Annotated in this window: 14 protein-coding genes and 3 pseudogenes; 1 reads left to right on the top strand and 16 read right to left on the bottom strand. The window is 67.4% G+C overall.

The genetic code is table 11. From position 1 onward, the window contains the following. Nucleotides 1-120: 120 nt before the first annotated feature. Nucleotides 121-1,056 carry an AraC family transcriptional regulator gene (locus tag FXO23_RS48590; RefSeq protein WP_158895665.1) on the bottom strand — a complete coding sequence of 312 codons (936 nt, stop codon included), beginning with the start codon at nucleotides 1,054-1,056 and terminating at the stop codon, nucleotides 121-123. Between FXO23_RS48590 and FXO23_RS48595 the strand changes: the two genes are divergently transcribed. Next, nucleotides 1,030-1,875, top strand: coding sequence for an SDR family NAD(P)-dependent oxidoreductase (locus FXO23_RS48595; RefSeq protein ID WP_246258572.1), 846 nt, complete (start codon nucleotides 1,030-1,032; stop codon nucleotides 1,873-1,875). The two genes, FXO23_RS48590 and FXO23_RS48595, sit on opposite strands and share 27 nt — an antisense overlap. A 632-nt stretch (nucleotides 1,876-2,507) precedes the next feature. Here the strand turns inward: FXO23_RS48595 and FXO23_RS48600 are convergent. The 15 genes and pseudogenes from FXO23_RS48600 to FXO23_RS52895 form a co-directional block, all read right to left on the bottom strand. Beyond that, complete coding sequence (locus FXO23_RS48600; RefSeq protein ID WP_218952421.1) at nucleotides 2,508-3,404, bottom strand: esterase/lipase family protein; 897 nt, start codon at nucleotides 3,402-3,404, stop codon at nucleotides 2,508-2,510. 676 nt (nucleotides 3,405-4,080) lie between these two features. After that, nucleotides 4,081-4,236: a hypothetical protein gene (locus FXO23_RS48605; protein ID WP_158895669.1), complete on the bottom strand. Its 156-nt coding sequence runs from the start codon at nucleotides 4,234-4,236 to the stop codon at nucleotides 4,081-4,083. 22 nt (nucleotides 4,237-4,258) lie between these two features. Further along, nucleotides 4,259-4,657 (bottom strand): annotated as a pseudogene (locus tag FXO23_RS52890) (STAS domain-containing protein); the annotation flags it as partial. A gap of 481 nt (nucleotides 4,658-5,138) precedes the next feature. Further along, nucleotides 5,139-5,786 carry a methyltransferase gene (locus tag FXO23_RS48610; protein ID WP_158895671.1) on the bottom strand — a complete coding sequence of 216 codons (648 nt, stop codon included), beginning with the start codon at nucleotides 5,784-5,786 and terminating at the stop codon, nucleotides 5,139-5,141. Between the two features lie 20 nt (nucleotides 5,787-5,806). After that, a complete protein-coding gene (locus FXO23_RS48615) occupies nucleotides 5,807-7,027 on the bottom strand; it encodes an MFS transporter (protein WP_158895673.1) in 1,221 nt (406 codons plus the stop codon). An 83-nt stretch (nucleotides 7,028-7,110) separates the two neighbouring features. Then, nucleotides 7,111-8,445: a hypothetical protein gene (locus FXO23_RS48620; protein WP_158895675.1), complete on the bottom strand. Its 1,335-nt coding sequence runs from the start codon at nucleotides 8,443-8,445 to the stop codon at nucleotides 7,111-7,113. A gap of 6 nt (nucleotides 8,446-8,451) precedes the next feature. Continuing rightward, entirely contained in the window at nucleotides 8,452-9,666 is a 1,215-nt protein-coding gene (locus FXO23_RS48625) for a GNAT family N-acetyltransferase (RefSeq protein ID WP_158895677.1), read from the bottom strand. A 45-nt stretch (nucleotides 9,667-9,711) separates the two neighbouring features. After that, nucleotides 9,712-10,812 (bottom strand): potassium transporter TrkA, encoded by a 1,101-nt coding sequence (locus tag FXO23_RS48630; RefSeq protein WP_158895679.1) that lies wholly within the window; start codon nucleotides 10,810-10,812, stop codon nucleotides 9,712-9,714. Continuing rightward, a complete protein-coding gene (locus tag FXO23_RS48635; protein ID WP_158895681.1) occupies nucleotides 10,809-11,552 on the bottom strand; it encodes a TauD/TfdA family dioxygenase in 744 nt (247 codons plus the stop codon). Before FXO23_RS48635 ends, FXO23_RS48630 begins: the two co-directional genes overlap by 4 nt. Next, nucleotides 11,549-12,901, bottom strand: a complete 1,353-nt coding sequence (locus FXO23_RS48640) for an aspartate aminotransferase family protein (RefSeq protein WP_158895683.1) — start codon at nucleotides 12,899-12,901, stop codon at nucleotides 11,549-11,551. Before FXO23_RS48640 ends, FXO23_RS48635 begins: the two co-directional genes overlap by 4 nt. After that, nucleotides 12,898-14,268 carry a DUF6002 family protein gene (locus FXO23_RS48645; RefSeq protein ID WP_158895685.1) on the bottom strand — a complete coding sequence of 457 codons (1,371 nt, stop codon included), beginning with the start codon at nucleotides 14,266-14,268 and terminating at the stop codon, nucleotides 12,898-12,900. The genes FXO23_RS48640 and FXO23_RS48645 overlap by 4 nt, the downstream gene beginning before the upstream one ends. Nucleotides 14,269-14,291: 23 nt before the next feature. Next, nucleotides 14,292-14,696 (bottom strand): annotated as a pseudogene (panD, locus tag FXO23_RS48650) (aspartate 1-decarboxylase); the annotation flags it as partial. Nucleotides 14,697-15,572: 876 nt separating this feature from the next. Continuing rightward, on the bottom strand, nucleotides 15,573-16,226 hold the full coding sequence (locus tag FXO23_RS48655) for an HAD family hydrolase (RefSeq protein WP_158895693.1): 654 nt from the start codon (nucleotides 16,224-16,226) through the stop codon (nucleotides 15,573-15,575). A gap of 367 nt (nucleotides 16,227-16,593) precedes the next feature. Further along, nucleotides 16,594-16,872, bottom strand: a complete 279-nt coding sequence (locus FXO23_RS48660) for a hypothetical protein (protein WP_158895689.1) — start codon at nucleotides 16,870-16,872, stop codon at nucleotides 16,594-16,596. A 147-nt stretch (nucleotides 16,873-17,019) separates the two neighbouring features. Beyond that, a pseudogene (locus FXO23_RS52895) lies at nucleotides 17,020-17,361 on the bottom strand (transposase); the annotation flags it as partial. Nucleotides 17,362-17,761: the final 400 nt, after the last annotated feature.

The following is a 17,761-nucleotide window of genomic DNA, read 5'->3' on the forward strand; positions in this document are numbered from 1 at the left end:
GCCCGAGGGGTAGCAGTGCTGCTGCCGCAGATCTGGTAGCCGTCGATCAGGTAGTGCACGGGATGGTCAGTCGTTCCGCTTGTCGCGTTGGTGTGTTCGAGGTGGGGTCTGGGATGCTGGTCAGCGGGCCCGTCGACGCCAGGTGGTGGGGCTGAGGCCGTGGGCGCGTTTGAATGCCACGCTAAAGGCGAATGGGTCTGTGTAGCCGGTTTCGCGTGCTACCGCGGCGACTGTCTTTTCGGTGTCCCGTAACAGGTCCGCTGCCAGTGTCATGCGCCAGCCGGTTAGGTAGGTGAGTGGGGGTTCGCCGACCAGGGTGGTGAATCGGGCGGCGAACGCGGCGCGGGACAGGCCGATCGTGGTGGCTAGTTCGGCGACGGTCCATCGGCGCGCGGGTTCGGTGTGCAGCAGGCGCAGCGCTTCGCCGATGGCCGGATCGTCCAGCGCCCGGTACCAGGCGGGCGGTGTTGCCGACTCGGCGCACCAGGCCCGCAACGCCAGCACGAGCACCAGATCCAGCAAGCGGTTGAGCACGGCGTCCTGGCCGGGTTCGTCGCGGGACACCTCGGCGGCGAGCAGATCCAGCGTTGTCTCGGTTCGTGGCCCGGCTGGCACCACTGCCAGTGGCGGCAAGAGGGCAAGCAGTCGATCGCTGACATCGCCGTGGAGTTCGTAGGCGGCCCGGAGCATGGTCGTTGCCCCGGGCCGGCCGTCGCCGTAGGTGCGTGGCGCCAGATTCGGGTGGCCTGCCGTCTGTTCCCCGCTGGGGAGGTACTTGCGGCCGCCGCGGACGGTGACCTGGTGCGGTGTGTCGGGGTTGTCGGCGATCGTGTACTGGCCGGTCCCGGTGACCAGGGCGATGTCCCCGGCGGCGAGGCGTACCGGCGCGGTCCCGGAGTCCTCGAGCCGGATCGAGGCGTGGCCGCCGAGTGTGGCCATCACGGTGAGCGCGGGAGCGTCGGCGTAGGTGATCGACCATGGCGGCCGCTGGATCAACTGCCGGACCAGCGCGGTCCTGGCGCGGGCGCGATGCAGCAGATCGGTCAGCACGTCCACGCCCTCCACGGTAGACGTTGGCAAAGCAATCTTCGACGATCACCCATGGATCGTCTGCGTGTGCTGGGATTGGCTCAGGGCATGAACAACACGCGCAAGTCCATCGCAGTGTTCGGAGCCGGTCCCGGTGTCGGCCGGGCGGTCGCCCGCCGTTACGGACAAGCGGGCTACGACGTCGTCTTGGTCGCCCGCCGCCGAGGTCCGCTGGAGGAGTTCGCCGGGGAACTGGCCGCACACGGCATCACCGCGCATGTGGTGACGGCCGACCTGTCCGAGACCGGCCTCGTGCCCGCGCTCGCCGAGCGGATTCGCGCGAAAGTCGGTGACCCCGCCGCCTTCTACTACGGTCCCGCACCCGCGGACCCGGAGTTCGTCGATGCCGTCGACCTGCGACCGGAACGACTGCGGGAGTTGATGCCGATGACGCTCTACACCCTGCTCGCTTTGGTCAACGAATTCCTTCCCGCCATGATCGAACGCGGCGATGGCGCGATCCTCAACGTCCAGGGAGCCTCCGCCGTCCAGGGCCACCCGCACATGAGCGGCTGGCCGCCGGCGTTGGCCGCCCAGCGCAACTACCTGCAGTCCCTCGCGGCCGAAGTCGCCGACCAGGGCGTGTACGTCGGCACGCTGTATATCGGCGCACGCATCATCGGAACCGCCGCCGACGCGACGTTCGAGGCCACGGAAGCCGCAGGGCAGCCAGTGCCCGACATGCCCATTGCGGACCCGATCGAACTGGCCGAACTGCTCTGGACCATGCACACCGACCGGAAACCACGGGAAATGGCCTTCCCGGAGAGTGTGCTCGGCAGCTGACCACCCCGCGACCCCACCTGCCAAGGGGGCCGCGCCATTCGAGCACGTGCTCACGCGGTGCTCATGCACACGTCGACCCGGCCGGTTTCGGGGTCGATGTTGGCAAACTGGGGAAGATTCATTATTCGAACCGTGCGCAAACCCGGCCTCCAGGACAGGACGTGGCCGAGTACGTCGTCACTGCGCGAGGGCGAAGGTCCGCTGCCGGGCAAAGGCGTTGACGACGAACCGGTGCTGCGCGAAGGTCGCGGCGGGATCGGTGACGGTGGGCAGGGAGCGCGGTCGGCGTGCGCGACAGTGCCGAGTTCGGCGTAGCGACGCACGGCCTGGTTGACCAGACGCGCGGCCACGCCAGCCGGGCGGGGGCGCATTCCCAGTCGTCGATGTCGTGCTCGGCGAGGAGCCGTTCGAGTTCGCTGACCTCGTGCTGGGGGTGCATCGTGGTCGTAGCCTTCTCGAAGCCCGAGTCCAACCACGATGCCCGAGCGGGTGCGGGCTCCGGCGCGGCGGTCCATTCGAGGGGATCCCGCTTTCCGGCCACCTGTGGATGCGCATGGTTGACGTGGCGGCGTTCCCGTTGCTGGTGGCGTGCTCCTCGCCCGCTGGTCAAGCCGGTGGGGCGTAACGAGTGCTTACATGACGGGAAGGTGCGGTTGGCACGATGGTGGGCCGGTTTGCGGGTCCAGTCCTTGCCGTACGTACCCGATGGCCCGGGGCGAGTAGATCATCGAGAGGTGATCGGACAGGTCGATCGGGCAGCCGTGCTGCAGGGTGATGTTGCGGACCGTCGCGCCGGGACCGGGGGTGAGGAAGGTGGAGTGGTGTGGGGTGGTCACCGCGTCGAGGCTGGTCGCGATCACCACGTAGCTGACTCCCGCGACGGTGTCCCCCTCGGCGTTGAGTTCGGCGAGGAACTGCGAGCCGCGGGTTTGCTGGGCGGGTCCGTCGCCGAGCAGCGGGTGGGTGGAGTCGAGCAGGCCGAGGGAGGACGCGATGACGGCGATCCCGGACAGCGTCGTGCCGTGGTGGGGCGCGCCGAGGGTGACCAGCGTGCCGACCTTACCTGCGCCGCCCTCGAACTTCAGGTACTGGCGCGGCATCAGCCCGCCGAGCGAGTGGCCGACGATGTCCACGCGGGACGTTCCGGTGGCGGCGAGCACCCGGTCCACGAACGCCGCGAGTTCCTGGGCCGAGCGGCGGATGTCTCCGTTGCCCTTGAGGAATTCGGCCTGGCTGAGGAGGTTGTCATCGGTGTCGCCGTGGTTGAGTGCGAAGACACAGTAGCCGTCCCGTTTTAGGGCGGGGGAGAGCATGGCGAAGGTGTCGTACCGGTTCGCGTAGGTGCCGTGCACGAGCACCACTGGGTGCGGGTGCCGGGGGTTCGGCCGGCAGGACCAGTCGTTGGCTCCCGGTGGACTCGCCTCGGGGTGGTCGATCGAGTGGACGAGCGCGGGCACGAAGCCGGTGGTCTCCGGGCCGGTTTCCTCCGCGGCGTGCGCCCCCGGCGCCGTGGCAGGCCCCAGCGCCACAGCCGCACCCAGTACCGACGCCACCACCCTGCACCGTCGCGGGCGCATCCCCGGACCTCCGTTGAGCACGAGCGTTTAACACGACCGCGGGAGGCTAAGACGCCGGTGCGGGAACGCAGCCGCGACCGGCCGGTCGGGAGCGATCACATACCCGATCGTGGCCCGGTCCACCAGCTATGTGTTCTACGGGATCGGACGGGATGTGTTCGGTGACTCGCCACCCCAACGGGCACATCCTTCCCGTTCCAGACAGCCCACGCTCACCAACGGCAGACCACCCGATCCGGTACAGCGACCAGCACGACTCCACCGCATCACCAGGCGACTCGTCACAGAAGCCCGGAAGACGCGGACACCGGTCTGACCGCCTCGCTCACCGCGAGCAGTTGGCGGCGATCCGGGCGGCGCACTACCAGGTCAGCCCGCGCGGAGCCGGGGCCGAACGTCGAGAGGTGGTTGAGCGAGGCCGAGGGTGCGGCATCCGGGCCGGACGCCACCCCCGCACAGAGAGCCGGACGCCCGGCCTGGGGACAGGACGGCCCAAGGGATCGCGCGCATGCGTGCCACCCCGACGGTGTCCAGCCTCGCGTCCGTGCTCGCCCCGGCGCATCGTCCGAACCGGGACTTCGCGATCAAGACAAATACTGGGCCAGCCACGTTGGCACGGAACCCCTTGTTACCCGGGTGTCCTGTCCGGGCTGAGGGCGTGGGCGCGGGTGGGATACAGGGCGAACACCTCGGCCAGGCCGGTGCGGTGCAGGGTGCGCAGGATGCGGTCGGTGACCACGCGCCGCAGTTGGCTGTGCGCCCCGCAGCCGTGGTGCACAGCCACGAGCGCGGTCAGCCCCGGCCGAGGTCATGAACACCACCCTGGACAAGTCCAGAATCAGCGCCGCGGGCCGCCGGGCCAGGGCCAGGTCGACCGAGGCGACCAGCCGGGGCGTGGTGGCGTGGTCGAGTTCGCTGGCCACGGTCAGCACCGTGGTGGTGTCGTGGTGTTCCACGGTGGCCGTCACCCGGGGTGTGGCATGCAGAACCGGGCCTGGGGCGGGAGGCGCGGGAGTGCTCACGGCGCCATTCTCCCCGACGCGGTGCCCAGAGCGTTGCCCCCACAGGGCGAATTCCCGGGCTAAGGGACGAAGGTCCCTGGTGGTGTAACGCCCGGACCGGACAGGGTGGGGTGGGTGTCGGCGCAGGGGCGAGGACGCTGGCACGTGGAGGTGTCGGTGCTCCCGGACCTGGTGCACCGGCATCGCCGTCGGCGCGGTTCCCACGTGGCATCCAGCGCACGGCTACGGGCCAGTAGTTGAACGTCACGATCGACGTGGGCGAGCAGGCACCCGGTCGCGCGGACCTGTCGACGCACACCCTGATCACGGCGCGCGCCGCCGTCGCATCCGGTCTCAGCTTGCCGACAACGGACCACTGGCCGCCGAGTAGGTACGTTCGGACTCGGAGGTGTCGCCGTACTGCCACCTGCCCTGCTTCCAGAAGGTGAACTCCCCATTCAGGTACGCGGGCCAACTGAGCCGTCGCTGGCTTTCGAGTCCCACCAGTTGCCGCCGACCATCGCGTAGACACCGCCGTTATTGGCGAAGTCCCCGTACGCGCTGGCGAGCGTCGCGCCGGACGTCGAATCCCGGGGGCTGTGCGGGGCGGCCGGGGGAGGGGTGTCGACGCTACGGTGGTTCGGGGCTGGCTGGGCGAGCAGGCAATCAACCCTGCACTGAGTCGTTATTCGGGCAGTCGTGACCACAGGAAGTAGTATTCTTCATAGGGTGGTTCGCAGGGTATTGCGTCCACGATAGACAAGCCACTGTCTGTGATCATTGGTTGGAAGGTTTCCGGTCGGGAGAATTTGTATTTCTCCTGCAGTATGACGTTCCCGCCTGGCTTGAGGTGGTGGGGGGCCTGTTTGTAGAAGCGTCGGTGTATGTCCCAGTCTTGGTCCAGGTAGATGACGCGGGGTTTTCTGCGTTGGAAATCGGTCTCTCCTGGGGTTTTCGTGTTCACGTGGGGTGGGTTCCCGACGATCAGGTCCCATCGCAGGCCGGTGGGAATGTCGTCGAAGCAGTCGCTTCTGAAGACTGATACGTGCTCGGTCAGGTGGTTGTGTTGCACGGTCTTGCGGCACGCGGCTGTCGCTTCTTCGTTGATGTCCGCGAGGCTGAGCGTGTGGCAGAGTCCTCGCGCGAGCAGTGAGAATCCGATGTAGCCGGGGCCGCAGCACCATTCCAGGATTGATTGCGGCGAGGCGAAGTGTCTCTGTATGAAGGGGATGTACGCTTTGCCGAAGTTGTTCCCTCCGCCGTCGAGATGTTCGGCGTGGTGTACCAGGATGCCGTCGCAGTCGACTGTCGGGTGCTGGTCGGTGTTGGTCATGGTGTTCGCGTGCTCCTTGGTTAACCGGTGCGGATGGTGGGTGGTGTGCGGCGGGTGGGTTTGCCGCGGAGGGCTTTGCGGGTCAGGGTGGTTGCGGGGGCTGCGGCGCCGAGCATGAGCACGCCGAGGATGAGCCAGCCCGCGGCGTGCAGGTCGGTGATCAGGAGGGTGATCAGTGCGGGTCCGAGTGCTTGGATCGAGGCTTCGGTGGTGGCGGCGATTCCCTGGTATTCACCGGCGGCGTCTTTGGTCATGAGTTTGAGGGAGAGGCCCCAGCGTGCGGCGACATAGAACAGTTCGCCGGTGATGTGGGCGAGCATGCCCAGGCCGAGCACCAGCAGTGCGAGGCCGCCGGTGGTGGGCCAGGCGCTCAGCGCGAACAGGCCGCAGGCGGCGGCGAGGGCCAGGCCGGACCATCGGGTGGCGCGTACGGCGGTGACGAGCCGGGTCGCGCGTTCGCTGACGGTGACTTGGAACAGGGCGATGCCCAGTGAGCTGGCCACGACCGCGACCGCGGAGGTCCAGCGTGGCGCGGCCGTGTCGTTGAGCACCCACAGCGGCAGGCCGCTGGACAGCATCGCCCAGCACATGGCCAGGACCGCGGTGGTCGCCATGATCGCCACGAATGGCAGGTGACGCACGGCTTGCAGACCGCGTTGGGGGTGTGCTCGCGGGATCGGCGGTGTGGCGGGCACCAGCAGGGTCAGCCAGGCGGTGGCGAAGAAGCTGATGGAGTTCAGCAGCACCGCGCCGAGGAAGACCGGTCGGGTTCCGACGGTAAGGGTCGCGGCGGCCAGGCCGGCGCCGGCCGCGTAGGCGATGTGTTGCACGACGCGACTGAGGGCGAGTACCCGCATGCGGCGGTGCGGTGTGATCAGATGGTGGATGAGTGCCACCCGGACTCCGGCGGCGGAGCTCTGGGTCGCGGCGAAGAAGGTGGCGATCACCAGCAGGGTCCAGAAGCTGTCCACCCAGATGTAGCCGATCATGATCACACCTCGGCTCGCGGTGAGCACGGCGAGGACGCCGCGCGGTCCTCGGCGGTCGGCGAGGATCCCGAGTGGGGTGGCGGCCAGCAGCCCGATCGCCCCGCCCAGGCCGATCGCCAGCCCCATCGCCTGGGGCGAGATGTGCTGGATCCGGGTCAGGAAGATCGCCCACATGCTGAACCACAGGCCGTCCCCCAGTGAAGTGATCGCCTGGCCGTAGAGCAGTTTCCGGGTCACCGCTGCCTCGTCCACCTATGCCCCCTTGTCGTCGAGATCGGTGTAGGGGTACCCAATCGGAGCGGTGTGTCCCAGGCGATGGGTCCATTCTGGGCAGGTCATGCGGTGGTGAGTACGACGTTTTCCATCGCGCCGTAGCCTTCGCGGCTGATGACACCGGTCTGCCCGGTGGCGAAGAACCGTGCCCACAGCCCGCCGCGCCGGCCACCGAACAGAAACGGGCTGAGCACCGGAGCGACCTGTTCAGGCTGGACTCGGCTGTCTTCCGACCAGCTGATGTCCAGGCGGCAGCGGCCGGGCTCGACATAGTCCTGTACGACGCTGTCGCCAGCGGTGATGGCTGTGTGTACGTGGTCGCTCCACTGCTCGGGGCTGCAGTCGCGCCCCAGGACGACTTGCAGCCCCTTCATCCCGATGCCTCGTTTGAGCACCAGGTGTTCCTGGTGTTCGAGCGTGAACGGGCCCAGTTCGATGGTGTCTGCCTCCCGGGTGACCTGCCGGTCGCCCAGTACCCGGGTCCAGGGGACGTAGTCGTCCACGACCTGTTGTTCGGCCTTGCTCATCCAGGGTTGCCCTTCGGAGATCAGGCCGAGGGTCTTTTTGTTGGCCAGCAGGGCGGAGGTTTGCGGGGACAACAGGAGGCATCCGGTCTTGAGTGCTTGGGCCACCGGCGCGGTGTCGATGCCTAGTTCCCGCCATTCGGGGATGGTGAAGTGACGCAGTCCCGCGGAATAGCCGTTTGGGAGTCCGGCATCGAGTGCGGTGGCTAGTTCTTCGGGTTCGAAGTGGTCGGCGACGAACCCTTGTCGATGGAGATAGTCCAGCTCGAGGTCGAAGTAGCGGGTGGAGTCGGTGTGGTAGAGGTCTCGGGTGCTGCCCACCCACGCCAGCCGCGGCGGCAGGTCCAGTTCGCCGCACACGGCACGGAACAGCCACGCTCGGGCGGCGAACGGGTCGTCGTAGCACAGTCGGCTGTGGTGGGTGCGGTGTTCGAGGAAGTGCCAGGCCCGTTGCAGGCAGTGCGCCTCGACCGGGCCACCGACGGCGCCGCTGACGTTGAACTCGAGGAATTTCGGTCCGGTGGCACCGACGACCACATCCGGGCGGGCCATGCAGGCCGCGTAGCGCTCTTCGAGGAACAGGTCGTCGAGGAACAGCGGATAGTCCTCCCTGGTGGTGCCGAGCGCGGCCAGTCGTCCCTCGGTACTGACGCCCAGGTGCAGCACGGTGCGGCGGAGGAGGTCCAGCAGAACGTTCGCGATGTGGAACAGTTCCCGATAGGAGCACCGAGGAATGACGAAAGGGGCGGCGGGCAGCGCGTCCCGGGGTGGCACACCCGTATCGCGGATCTCGCGGCGCACGACGTCGCGGATCTGGGGCGCGGGCAGGGGTAAGGTCAGGTGTTCGTCACCGAACCAGGGGTGGTCTCGCATCAGGATTCACTCGTCTCGCGCGGCCGTGGGCGTGTGGTCGAAAAACGCGTCGAGGTCGACGTGCCGGGTGGGGGCGATGTCGCGGGTTTTGGCGCTGACCGCGGTGGTGATTGGCCGCGCGGTGTCGTGGAAGTACACCGGTTGCAATCGGCCGTCCGGGGTCAGTTGCAGGAAGGGGTTAGCGACCAGGAAATCGCGGACTTTGGCGGTGTCTCGCCGCACGGTGAGATGGATCCGTTTGGTGCTGAAGTGGTTGGGTGGCAGCACGACCGCGGGGAAGAATTTGCGCTTCCACTGGAAGATTCCCTTGCTGAGAAATGCCTCGGTGCCGTAGAAATCCACGGCCGGGAGACCGCGGGCACACGCCCATTCGAGCAGGAGATGGTAGACGGCTTTGAATGCGCCGCTGTCGTAATGCGCCGGGTCGCCGTCGAGAACACCGAGAAGCCGAGTGGTCAGCACGGCTCGTTCGCCGGGGTGATGGCAGAGCACACCCGCTACCCGATTCCCGTTCTCCCGCAGGAAGAACAGCCGGCCGGACCGCAGGATCGACCGTTCGGCCACGACGAGGCTTTCGGTGCGGCTGTCTTCCGGATGACGGGCGCGCATGGTCGGCACATGCAGGTGATCGTGGAACCAGCGCAACGCCCGCAGCGAGTTGTCCTCCTCCCACTCCCAGTCGTACAGTCGGCGGTTGCGGGCAAACTCCCACCGTTCCCGTTTGGATATCCGCGATCTCAGCGTCTCCGCGTCAATGTCCGTGGCGACCACCAGGTGCACCCGGAACGGCAGCACGAACGCCTGGCGCCGGGGCAACTGGCGCACTCTGCTGTCCTCGCCCCCGACCAGGACTAGGTCGGCGTCGGGGAACTCGCCGCGGCGCAGGGCCGACCAGCACACGGACGTGCTGACGCGGGAGGACGCCGCGCCGGTGAGCGCGCGCCGGCGCCGTTCGAGCAGGGCGAGCACGTTGAGCTCTCCGATGGGCAGCCCCGTGTAGGCGAAGCTGGGCCCACTGATCGGGGAACCCTGGGAGAGCAGGGCCGTGCGCACTGGTCGTCGGGAGTCGAGCAGACGCCGTGCCCGCCGCACCGTGGCGCTGCCGCTGTTGTGCCAGACATAGCGAGCCCGTGCGGCCCACTGCGTGGCCACGGGGGTTGTGCCGGTGCCGTGCCCGGAAGCACCGGTCACGGGGTGCGGATGCACCGCGAGGTCACTCATCACGTCCCTTCTCCTCAACGTTGGTGCCGGGGCGGGAGTTGCCGGTCACACGGGAAGTCGGCTCGGGCTCGCGCCACTGGAACGACGCAGCCGGTGGCGTAACGCGATGAGCGCCTGGGCGGCCGTGTTCCATTCGGCGACCGGCACCGTGCCGTCCTCGGCCAGGCCTATCCGGCGCATGAGATCGCGGGTCGCTCCCCAGTAGGTCAGCTTCCCGTCGTGGACGGTCACTCCTTCACGGCGAGCGTGGCGCTCCTGCTCGGCGACGGCGGTCTGCCGAGGCCAGGGCGCGGGGAGGTCGAGCTCGCAGCCACGCAGCCCGGCTAGGACCGGGTAGCCGCCGGGAAGGGGGCCGATACCGGGCAGGCTGGTGCGCACGGTCGCTCCGCTGAGCAGGCGCGCCACGAGTCTGCCACCCGCGGCCGCGCCCAGGTCGTTACGCCTGCGGCGTGGCCAGGCCCGTATCCGCGCGAGCGCCCCGGTCACAGCGGGACCGTCGGCACCGGGCATCTGGACCCACGCTTCCTCCTCGGCGGTGATGCCGGGTTTCAGGTGACGGTGGTGGGCCACGACCCGGATTCCGCACCTCTCGTGCGGGAGCAGCGAGGCGAGGGCCTCGGCGAGCGTGGCCACGTTGCCGAGGCCGCACAGCACGGGCAGGCCGAGCGCGACCAGCAGGGGGTTGACCAGGTCCGGGTAACACGCGTTGACCAGTTGGCAATCCACGAGCCCGGTGCTGGCGATGGCTTGCGCGGCCCGGACGGCGGTCGCGGCCTGCAGCGGGGCGGTGAACCCGAACTCCGCGGCGTCCACCAGCCTGGTCCAGCTGTCCGCGGCGCCGGCCGCGTAGTAGGGCGAATGCAGAGAAGCGCAGACCACCACCACCCGGGGGAGGTACTGGCATATCAGTGGCCGTAGGTCGGCGTGGAGCCCGAGGTCCGTCGCGGTGCACAGCGCGGTGACGTGCGCGGCGCGGCCTGCTGGTGCGATGTTCCGCAGCAGGTCTCGGCCCGCGGCCGTGGTCCGCCCGACGACCACGATCCGTGTCGGCCTCCGCGCGTGCTGGGCCAGCGCCTGCGTGAACGCGGTGGCGAAGGCGCCGGTGCCCAGCACGACCACGGAATCCGCGGTGTTCACTGGGTTCACGACGCGGCGATCTGGATGCGCCGCAGGTGCCGTCCCCGGTCCCGGAAGGCGTTGCGGGCGTGCAGCAGCCGCCAGTTGTCCCAGACGAGCATGTCGTTGGCCCCGTAGTCGATCGCCACATGCTCCTCGTCGAATCGCTGATGCCACTCGTGTTGCAGCTGGGCCGCGGGGTCCTCGTCGTCGCGGATGAGGTTGTTGCAGGAGAAGCGGACGATCGTGGTCCCGTCGTTCTCCGCGAGAATCGGGTGCCGGGTGTGCAGGTCGAGTCCGAGTCGCTTGACTCCGTCGGTGGTCTTCCAGTCGTACTCGGTCTTCTCGAACACCTCCCGTTGCGCATCGGTCATCGCCTGGACCCAGGGCCGGGTGTCGGCCAGGGTGGTTTCGCCACCTCCGCCGGTGATCGGCTGTACGCACCACAGCGCGATGTAGCGGGGTGGGAGCACTTCGAAGTCGTAGCCCTCGGTGTGTGGGGTGAGCGGCCGGGTGTTGCCGGCGTGGTAGACGTCGTCCATTCCCGGTTCGGGACGCACGTCGCCCACCACGGATCCGTTGTAGTTGGGCACGAACCCGCCCAGCCGACGGCAGAACCGTACCGGGTCGAAATCGTCGGGGACGTTGGTCATCAGCACGTAGCCGTGCTCGGTGAGCATGTCCCGGAAGGTTTGCTCGAGCCGTTCGAGCGGGATCGGCCGCTGGTTGAAGTCGGTCTGGGACAAGATGCTCAGGGGTGAGTGATTCATGGTGTGGTCCTCCCGGTTGCTGTGGCGGCCGTCGCGGTGGCGCTGCCGCCGTTGGGGGTGTGGTGCGAGATCTGTGCGACCGCCGCCGTGAGCGCGTCGACGAGCCGCCGTCCGTCGTCGACGGTGACCGTCATCGGCGGTGCGATGCGCAAGACGTTTCCGGCTCGCCCGCCCAGTCCGATCAGCACGCCGTGACGCCGGCAGTGCTCCAGTACCGTGCGGGCCACGGCCGCGTCGGGAAGCGCGGTGGCGGGATCGACCAGTTCGACCGCGATCATCAAGCCCGCGCCGCGCACTTCTCGCACAAGAGGCAGCGCGGCCAGCCGGTCTTGCAGCCGCCGCAGGATGTCGCCGCCGACGTGGTCGGCGTTGGCCTGCAGCGCGCTGTCCTCGAGGGCATCCAGCACGGCCAGGCCGGCGCAGGTGGCCAACGGATTCCCGCCGAAGGTGGAAATCGAGTCACCGCGGAGTCGGTTCATGATCGGAGCCGGGGCGATGACCCCGCCCAGCGGGAACCCGCCGCCGATCCCTTTGGCGAAGGTGATGATGTCCGGGACCACCCCGTGCCGTTGAATCCCCCAGAACGTGGCTCCGGTCCGTCCCCACCCTGTCTGGACCTCGTCCGCGATGAACAGCGCGCCTCGGTCTGTCAGCGCCTCGTGATATCGGGCCAGCAGGCCCGGGGCCGGCTCGACGAAGCCGTTTACTCCCTGAATCGGTTCGACGATGAACGCCGCGGCTCGCCGGTCGCCCCACCGGTCGAGGAAGTCGTCCAGGCAGTCGTGGCGTCCGGAGGGGTGGGTGTCTGCGGACTCTGTCCCGTGATGGCCGGTGCACGCGAACACAACGTCGAAGGGACTCAGGTGGGTCGGTTTCCACCGCGGGAGTTCAGTCACCGCCACCGCGGCCATGGTCCGGCCGTGGTAGGAACCGCGCAGAGCGCCCACCGTGGTGGCTCCGGCGAACTCACACGCCAACAGCAGTGCGGTGTCGTTGGCTTCACTGCCGGAGTTGGTGAAGAATACCCGTGCGTCGGGGAACGGGGCGGTGGCGGCGATGCGTTCGGCCAGCCGAACCTGGTTGTCGATGAGATAGAGGGTGGAGGTATGGACTATGCCACGTGCCAGTTGGCGGTCCACCGCCTCGCGTAACTGCGGTACGTCGTAGCCTAGGAAGTTGGCCAGGATGCCGCTGAAACAGTCCAGATAGCCGTTGCCTTCGGCGTCGGTGACCGTGCACCCGCGTCCGCTGACCAATGCGAGCGGCTGTTCGTAGTACAGGTGCTCCCAGGACGGCAGGGCTCGCTGATGTCGATGCCACAGGGCGGCGCTGCCGGGGCTCTGGATCATGCCGTCACCGCCCTGGTGACCTGAGTGGCCAACTCTCCGCTGTCTCTGACCTCGATCAGATCCGCGGCGGGAATGGGGGTGTAGTCCTGGATGCCGTAGGAACCCGAGGCGTGCACCACGACGTTCGCACCTACCGGAATCACCTGGCGATCAATCGCGTTGAGCACACCGGTCATCGCCATCACCAGTGACCATTCCCGCAACTCCCGGGGATCGGACGGCAGCGTGACCGCGGAACGACTCAGCAGCGCCCGGATCCGGGCATAGCGTTGCAGGCATTCGTACAGCGACACCACGATCCCGCCGCCCCCGGCACCTCTGATCAGCTGCTTCATCGTCGGCGAGGTGGCTGGAGCGCGGGTGTAGAACGTGGGATCGAGCGCTTCGTCTACGGCATGCGTCCACTGCGGGAAGTGCGGATCCCGATCCTGCCGATACAACCCGCTGCCCGGATCGAACTCATAGTCCGGCCTCCTGCTCCGGTCGAACGTGTCGCAGTAGAGATCCAGCACCATGTCCGGGGTGTCCAAATGCTGGACCAGAAAATACTGAGCCCGGCCCGGCCTGCCACGCCATTCCTCCCCGAAAGCGTGCCCCAACAGCCCGAAAGCACTGGACACCGCGTGTGCATGCAACCGCACCGGCACCGCGGGCAGAAAGTCCTGCTCCACGAAAGCACGGACCGCATCAGCCACCCGATAGTTGTCCAGCGCGAGGGTGAACCACAACTTGACCCCCGTCGACCGCGTGACCTGATCAGCCTCGGAGGCAGCGAATTCACCCACGATCGTTTTCACGCCAGCACGCTCGCCACCCCGGTGCACCAGTATCGGGTTATGTCGCGCGAGATATTCCCGCGATCTCAGCGCCGAATCCCACAGTTTCGGCTGCGACTGCGCGGGAACGAGACTCACGATCTGCAGCTGCTCCGGCGAGACCAGGCCCGTTTCGATCGCCCGCAGTACCGCGTCACGTAACGCGGTGGCCTTGTTCGCCGAAGACGGTGTGACGATCGCGATTCGATCACCTGTCGCCTGAATATGCGCTACAGCCCGCGCCACCATCAACAGCGACGCGAAAGTCTTGGTGGTGCGCGTACCAGGGTTACCGCGAAGGTCCAGCAGCGACAGCTCCGTCTCACCGTGGATTCCCAACTCCGTCCACGACATCGTCGACGGGGCGAAGAACTCAACCAGTCGGTCATCCAGTTCGGGAAGACTCCACCCGGGCTGAAACAAACGCGTCGATACCCGCTCTCCCACGCCGCGCAGCAGCACAGTCAACTCCGGGTAGTAGTGAGCCAAGACGCCAGGAACGCACACCTCGCGCGAGGTAACCACCCCAGCCCCGGACGCGACCGCGCTCATCGCAGGCTCACCCCGTTCCCCATCACATCACCGCGCACCAGCCCCGAACCCATGGGGACCGCGGCCGGATCGTCACCCTCGGACAGCGGCCGATTCCGATCGTCGACGAACACCACACGAGGCCTGAACTCCGCAACCAGCCTTTCCTCAACCGTGGCATAGGAAATGACGATAACGAGATCACCAGGGTGGATCATCCGGGCCGCCGCACCATTGACACCAAGCACACCCGAATCACGAGGGCCCTCAATCACATACGTGGAGAGACGGTTCCCATTATCAATATCGACCACATCGACCTTTTCGCCCGCCACAAGATCCGCCGCGTCCATCAGAACACGGTCAATGGTCAACGATCCAACATAATGAAGGTCTGCCTGAGTTACCCGAACACGATGCACCTTTGATTTCAACAACTCTCGATACACACTGATCCCCCGATCATCTAACGAACATGAAAGATACGCAGAGCACAATCACGCGAGAGTGGTAGAGAGTTTGCAGGAGAAGGTAAACTTGACTACCCCATCACCACAACTGGCTACTATCCCCACTACGTATTTCTACTGGCTCGCCAGTGCCACCGCAATGCCTCCTTATCCGCTCCATGCGGATGGAGGATCACAGCTGACCAACGGTGAACCCCCCTACCCGCGACAACGAAACTTGAACTGCTCCATTCAAGTGGCGACTGTGAACCAAATTCTCACAGCCTGTACCCACCGCCGCAGACAGCCGCATCACCCGGGCCCGATGACAGACCCGCAACCACACGGACAGAGCCTGTCATCGGGCAGCCCACACCAGAACGTCACCGCCACAGCGGGAGCCACAACCCCGCCGCCGTCGCACCAGGGCGCGACGGAAGAGGAACACAGTTGACTGGGGCAGGAGTGCCCGAACGCTGTTGCGCGGCTCGACCGCGGTGACTCCGGGCCACCAGATTGAGCCCGTGACACGGCCAAGTTATCCAGTCTGTCGCCGTATCGCTGTCCGCTGTCACGGACACCGTTCCAATCGGCTGGAGAGCCGCCAAAAGCCGGACCACGACTACCGTGCTATGACAACTCGCCGGTCACGCCGACCGTGCGATCCGAAGCACCTCGACCGAGAACGCGACCGGATCTCCGCCTTCCGGTCTATAGTCACTACGTCCGGTCTGGTGTTGTCCGGTCGGCGAGTGGCTAGGCTGGTACTTCCCGACGGGACGGCGCAAAGCTGCTGCTGCGTGGCTGACCGACACGGCGTACCTCCCGGCCGCGGCCCGGCCCTCGGGGCGGTCCTACCCCTGCCGGGGCTGGCTCTCAACCGGCGTCTGGGATTCCCCCGCGCAGGACGTCGGCCAGGACGGTCGCGTCCACTCCAACCAGAGAAGGCCGGAAGACCCGACGCGGACCAGCCGGGACCGGCACCTCGTGCGGCACCACCAGCACGGTGCACCCAGCCGCCACCGCCGATTCGGCGCCGGGTGGGGGGTCCTCCACCGCGACGCTGCGCATCGGGTCGACACCGAGAAGTTCCGCCGCCATCGCATACGGCCGGGGATGTGGCTTGTTCAGGCCGTCCACCTCGTCCCCGCACACGGTCACGTCGAAGAAATCGCGCCCGATCGTGTTCAACGCCAACTCGGCCAGCGCCCGATCGGTCGTGGTGACCAACGCGCACGGGATACCCGCGGACCGCACCGACGCCAGCGCCTCGGCCGCGCCAGGCCGCCACGGGAGTCCGTCGACGAACAAGCGAGCGGCGCGGTCGGTGATCCACGCACCGGTCTCGGCGATGGCGGCCGGAGTGACCGGGCGACCGACGGACTCGAGCAAGTACCGGGCCGTGTCGTCCTTGTTGGCTCCCATCAGGGTGGCCCGTTGCGCCTCGGTCAGGGCACCCCCGAGCCATTCGGCCGCCTCGTAGTTTGCGATTTCCCACAGTTTTTCCGAGTCGACCAGGGTGCCGTCCATGTCCCACAACACGGCGGCCAGCCCGCCCGCGGCGGACGGTTGTGTCACGAATTCTCCTCGGTGTCGAAGTACGTCGCCTCACCGATGGTGCAGCCACGGTCAGGCGGGCACCTTCCCAGTCTCACGACTGAGCACGGTCATCCGTACACGCCTAAGCACTTTTCCCAGTATGCCGACAGGGGCGCACCGTTCGGGCGATTTCCGGGCCGAACGCTCGGGACTCGCGCATGGATCATTACCCTCCGGCGACATTGCCTGCGGTCGCCGTGGCTTCCGGCTGTGCGGTTCTACGGTGGGTTGGTGGTACGGCTGCGGGCGGCGAAACGCCGCCAACGGCCGGCCGGGCGTGAGGACGGGTAACGGATGCTTAGTCGCCGCCGCCTGGAACAACGTTGAGTCCGTGCCGAGGGTCGGGCACGGCGTCGAGTGCTGCCTTGACCGCGAGCTGGCCGCGGACTTCGTCGCGGATGCGCTCGGTTCGGAAGGCGATCTCGAACACCACACCGCGGGTATGCACCCGCCACGACCACCGCACGGCACGGTCGGCGATCGCGGCGTCGACCAACGTGTCGGCGTGGGCACGGCGCCACTCGCTCGCTGGGACTTTCCCGTCGAGCACCTCGATACGCAGCCACGGATCCGACACAGTCCCAACGATATGCCCGCACGCCGCTGACCTTGCGCACCCCGTGCGAAAGATTCGCGCTTTCTGCTCACCACGGCAGGCTGTGCAGATCAACACCTCCGGACGCGAACGCGGCCCGGCCGTAGGTGTGACAGAACGAGCGGTCTGGGCCCAAGTGGTGCCGTCTGGCCGCAGCCACGGGGAAAAATCCACCGCGAGAACGAGCCGACCATCGGCTGCGCGGGGCAGCGGTAGGCCGGTCAAGGTGCCCCGAAGCCGGGCAAAGTTGTTCCGCCCGGAGTTCACCGCGTCGTACAGGGCACCGTGTCCACGCCGGTGCTCTGGCGCCAGCGACAACCCGACCAACGCGTCCGCCCGCGGGGTGAGGCATTGATAGAGCTCCTGACCGAACGCCGCCAGGTGCCCGAGCGCACCGTCGCGCTTGCCCGCATGCGCACTGACCATCGCCGCCCGTTGAGTCGGATTTCCTTCTGCTGCACGAGGAATCATCGACCAAGGGCTATCTTCGTGGGCCAGGCATGGCAGCCGGCTTCGGTGATCCGGGCTGCCGCGAGCGCCCGCTGGGGCACCTCGCCGCAGCGATCCCAGGGGCGACGGTGAACATCGGGGTCCCCCATGCCGAACGAACCCTGGTCGTCGGGTCGATCCGCGGCGAAACCGAAGACGTCATCCCGCTGGGCGCGGGGGTGCTGTTCCCACGCGGCAGTACACCCGACCGGGTCTGGGTAACCTACCGGGCGTGGCCCAGCATTCCACCCCGGTACTCCGCCCCTGAGTGGAAACGACTGGTCAACGAGGTGCGAGACATGGGCCTAGGCCGTGTTTCGTAAGTGGCGTAGCCAGATGTTGATGGCGGCGATGTCGATGGTGGCTTGGTAGCGCACGGCGA

Origin of the sequence: Amycolatopsis anabasis, assembly GCF_009765355.1 — a bacterium.
GTDB classification, from domain to species: domain Bacteria; phylum Actinomycetota; class Actinomycetes; order Mycobacteriales; family Pseudonocardiaceae; genus Amycolatopsis; species Amycolatopsis anabasis.

Bases quoted from the DNA above. Each gene is read 5' to 3' on its own strand.
- FXO23_RS48595 (WP_246258572.1), top strand. From the start codon at position 1,030: ATGCAGCAGATCGGTCAGCACGTCCACGCCCTCCACGGTAGACGTTGG.
- FXO23_RS48610 (WP_158895671.1), bottom strand. From the start codon at position 5,786: ATGACCAACACCGACCAGCACCCGACAGTCGACTGCGACGGCATCCTG.
- FXO23_RS48620 (WP_158895675.1), bottom strand. From the start codon at position 8,445: ATGCGAGACCACCCCTGGTTCGGTGACGAACACCTGACCTTACCCCTG.
- FXO23_RS48625 (WP_158895677.1), bottom strand. From the start codon at position 9,666: ATGAGTGACCTCGCGGTGCATCCGCACCCCGTGACCGGTGCTTCCGGG.
- FXO23_RS48635 (WP_158895681.1), bottom strand. From the start codon at position 11,552: ATGAATCACTCACCCCTGAGCATCTTGTCCCAGACCGACTTCAACCAG.
- FXO23_RS48640 (WP_158895683.1), bottom strand. From the start codon at position 12,901: ATGATCCAGAGCCCCGGCAGCGCCGCCCTGTGGCATCGACATCAGCGA.
- FXO23_RS48645 (WP_158895685.1), bottom strand. From the start codon at position 14,268: ATGAGCGCGGTCGCGTCCGGGGCTGGGGTGGTTACCTCGCGCGAGGTG.
- FXO23_RS48655 (WP_158895693.1), bottom strand. From the start codon at position 16,226: ATGGACGGCACCCTGGTCGACTCGGAAAAACTGTGGGAAATCGCAAAC.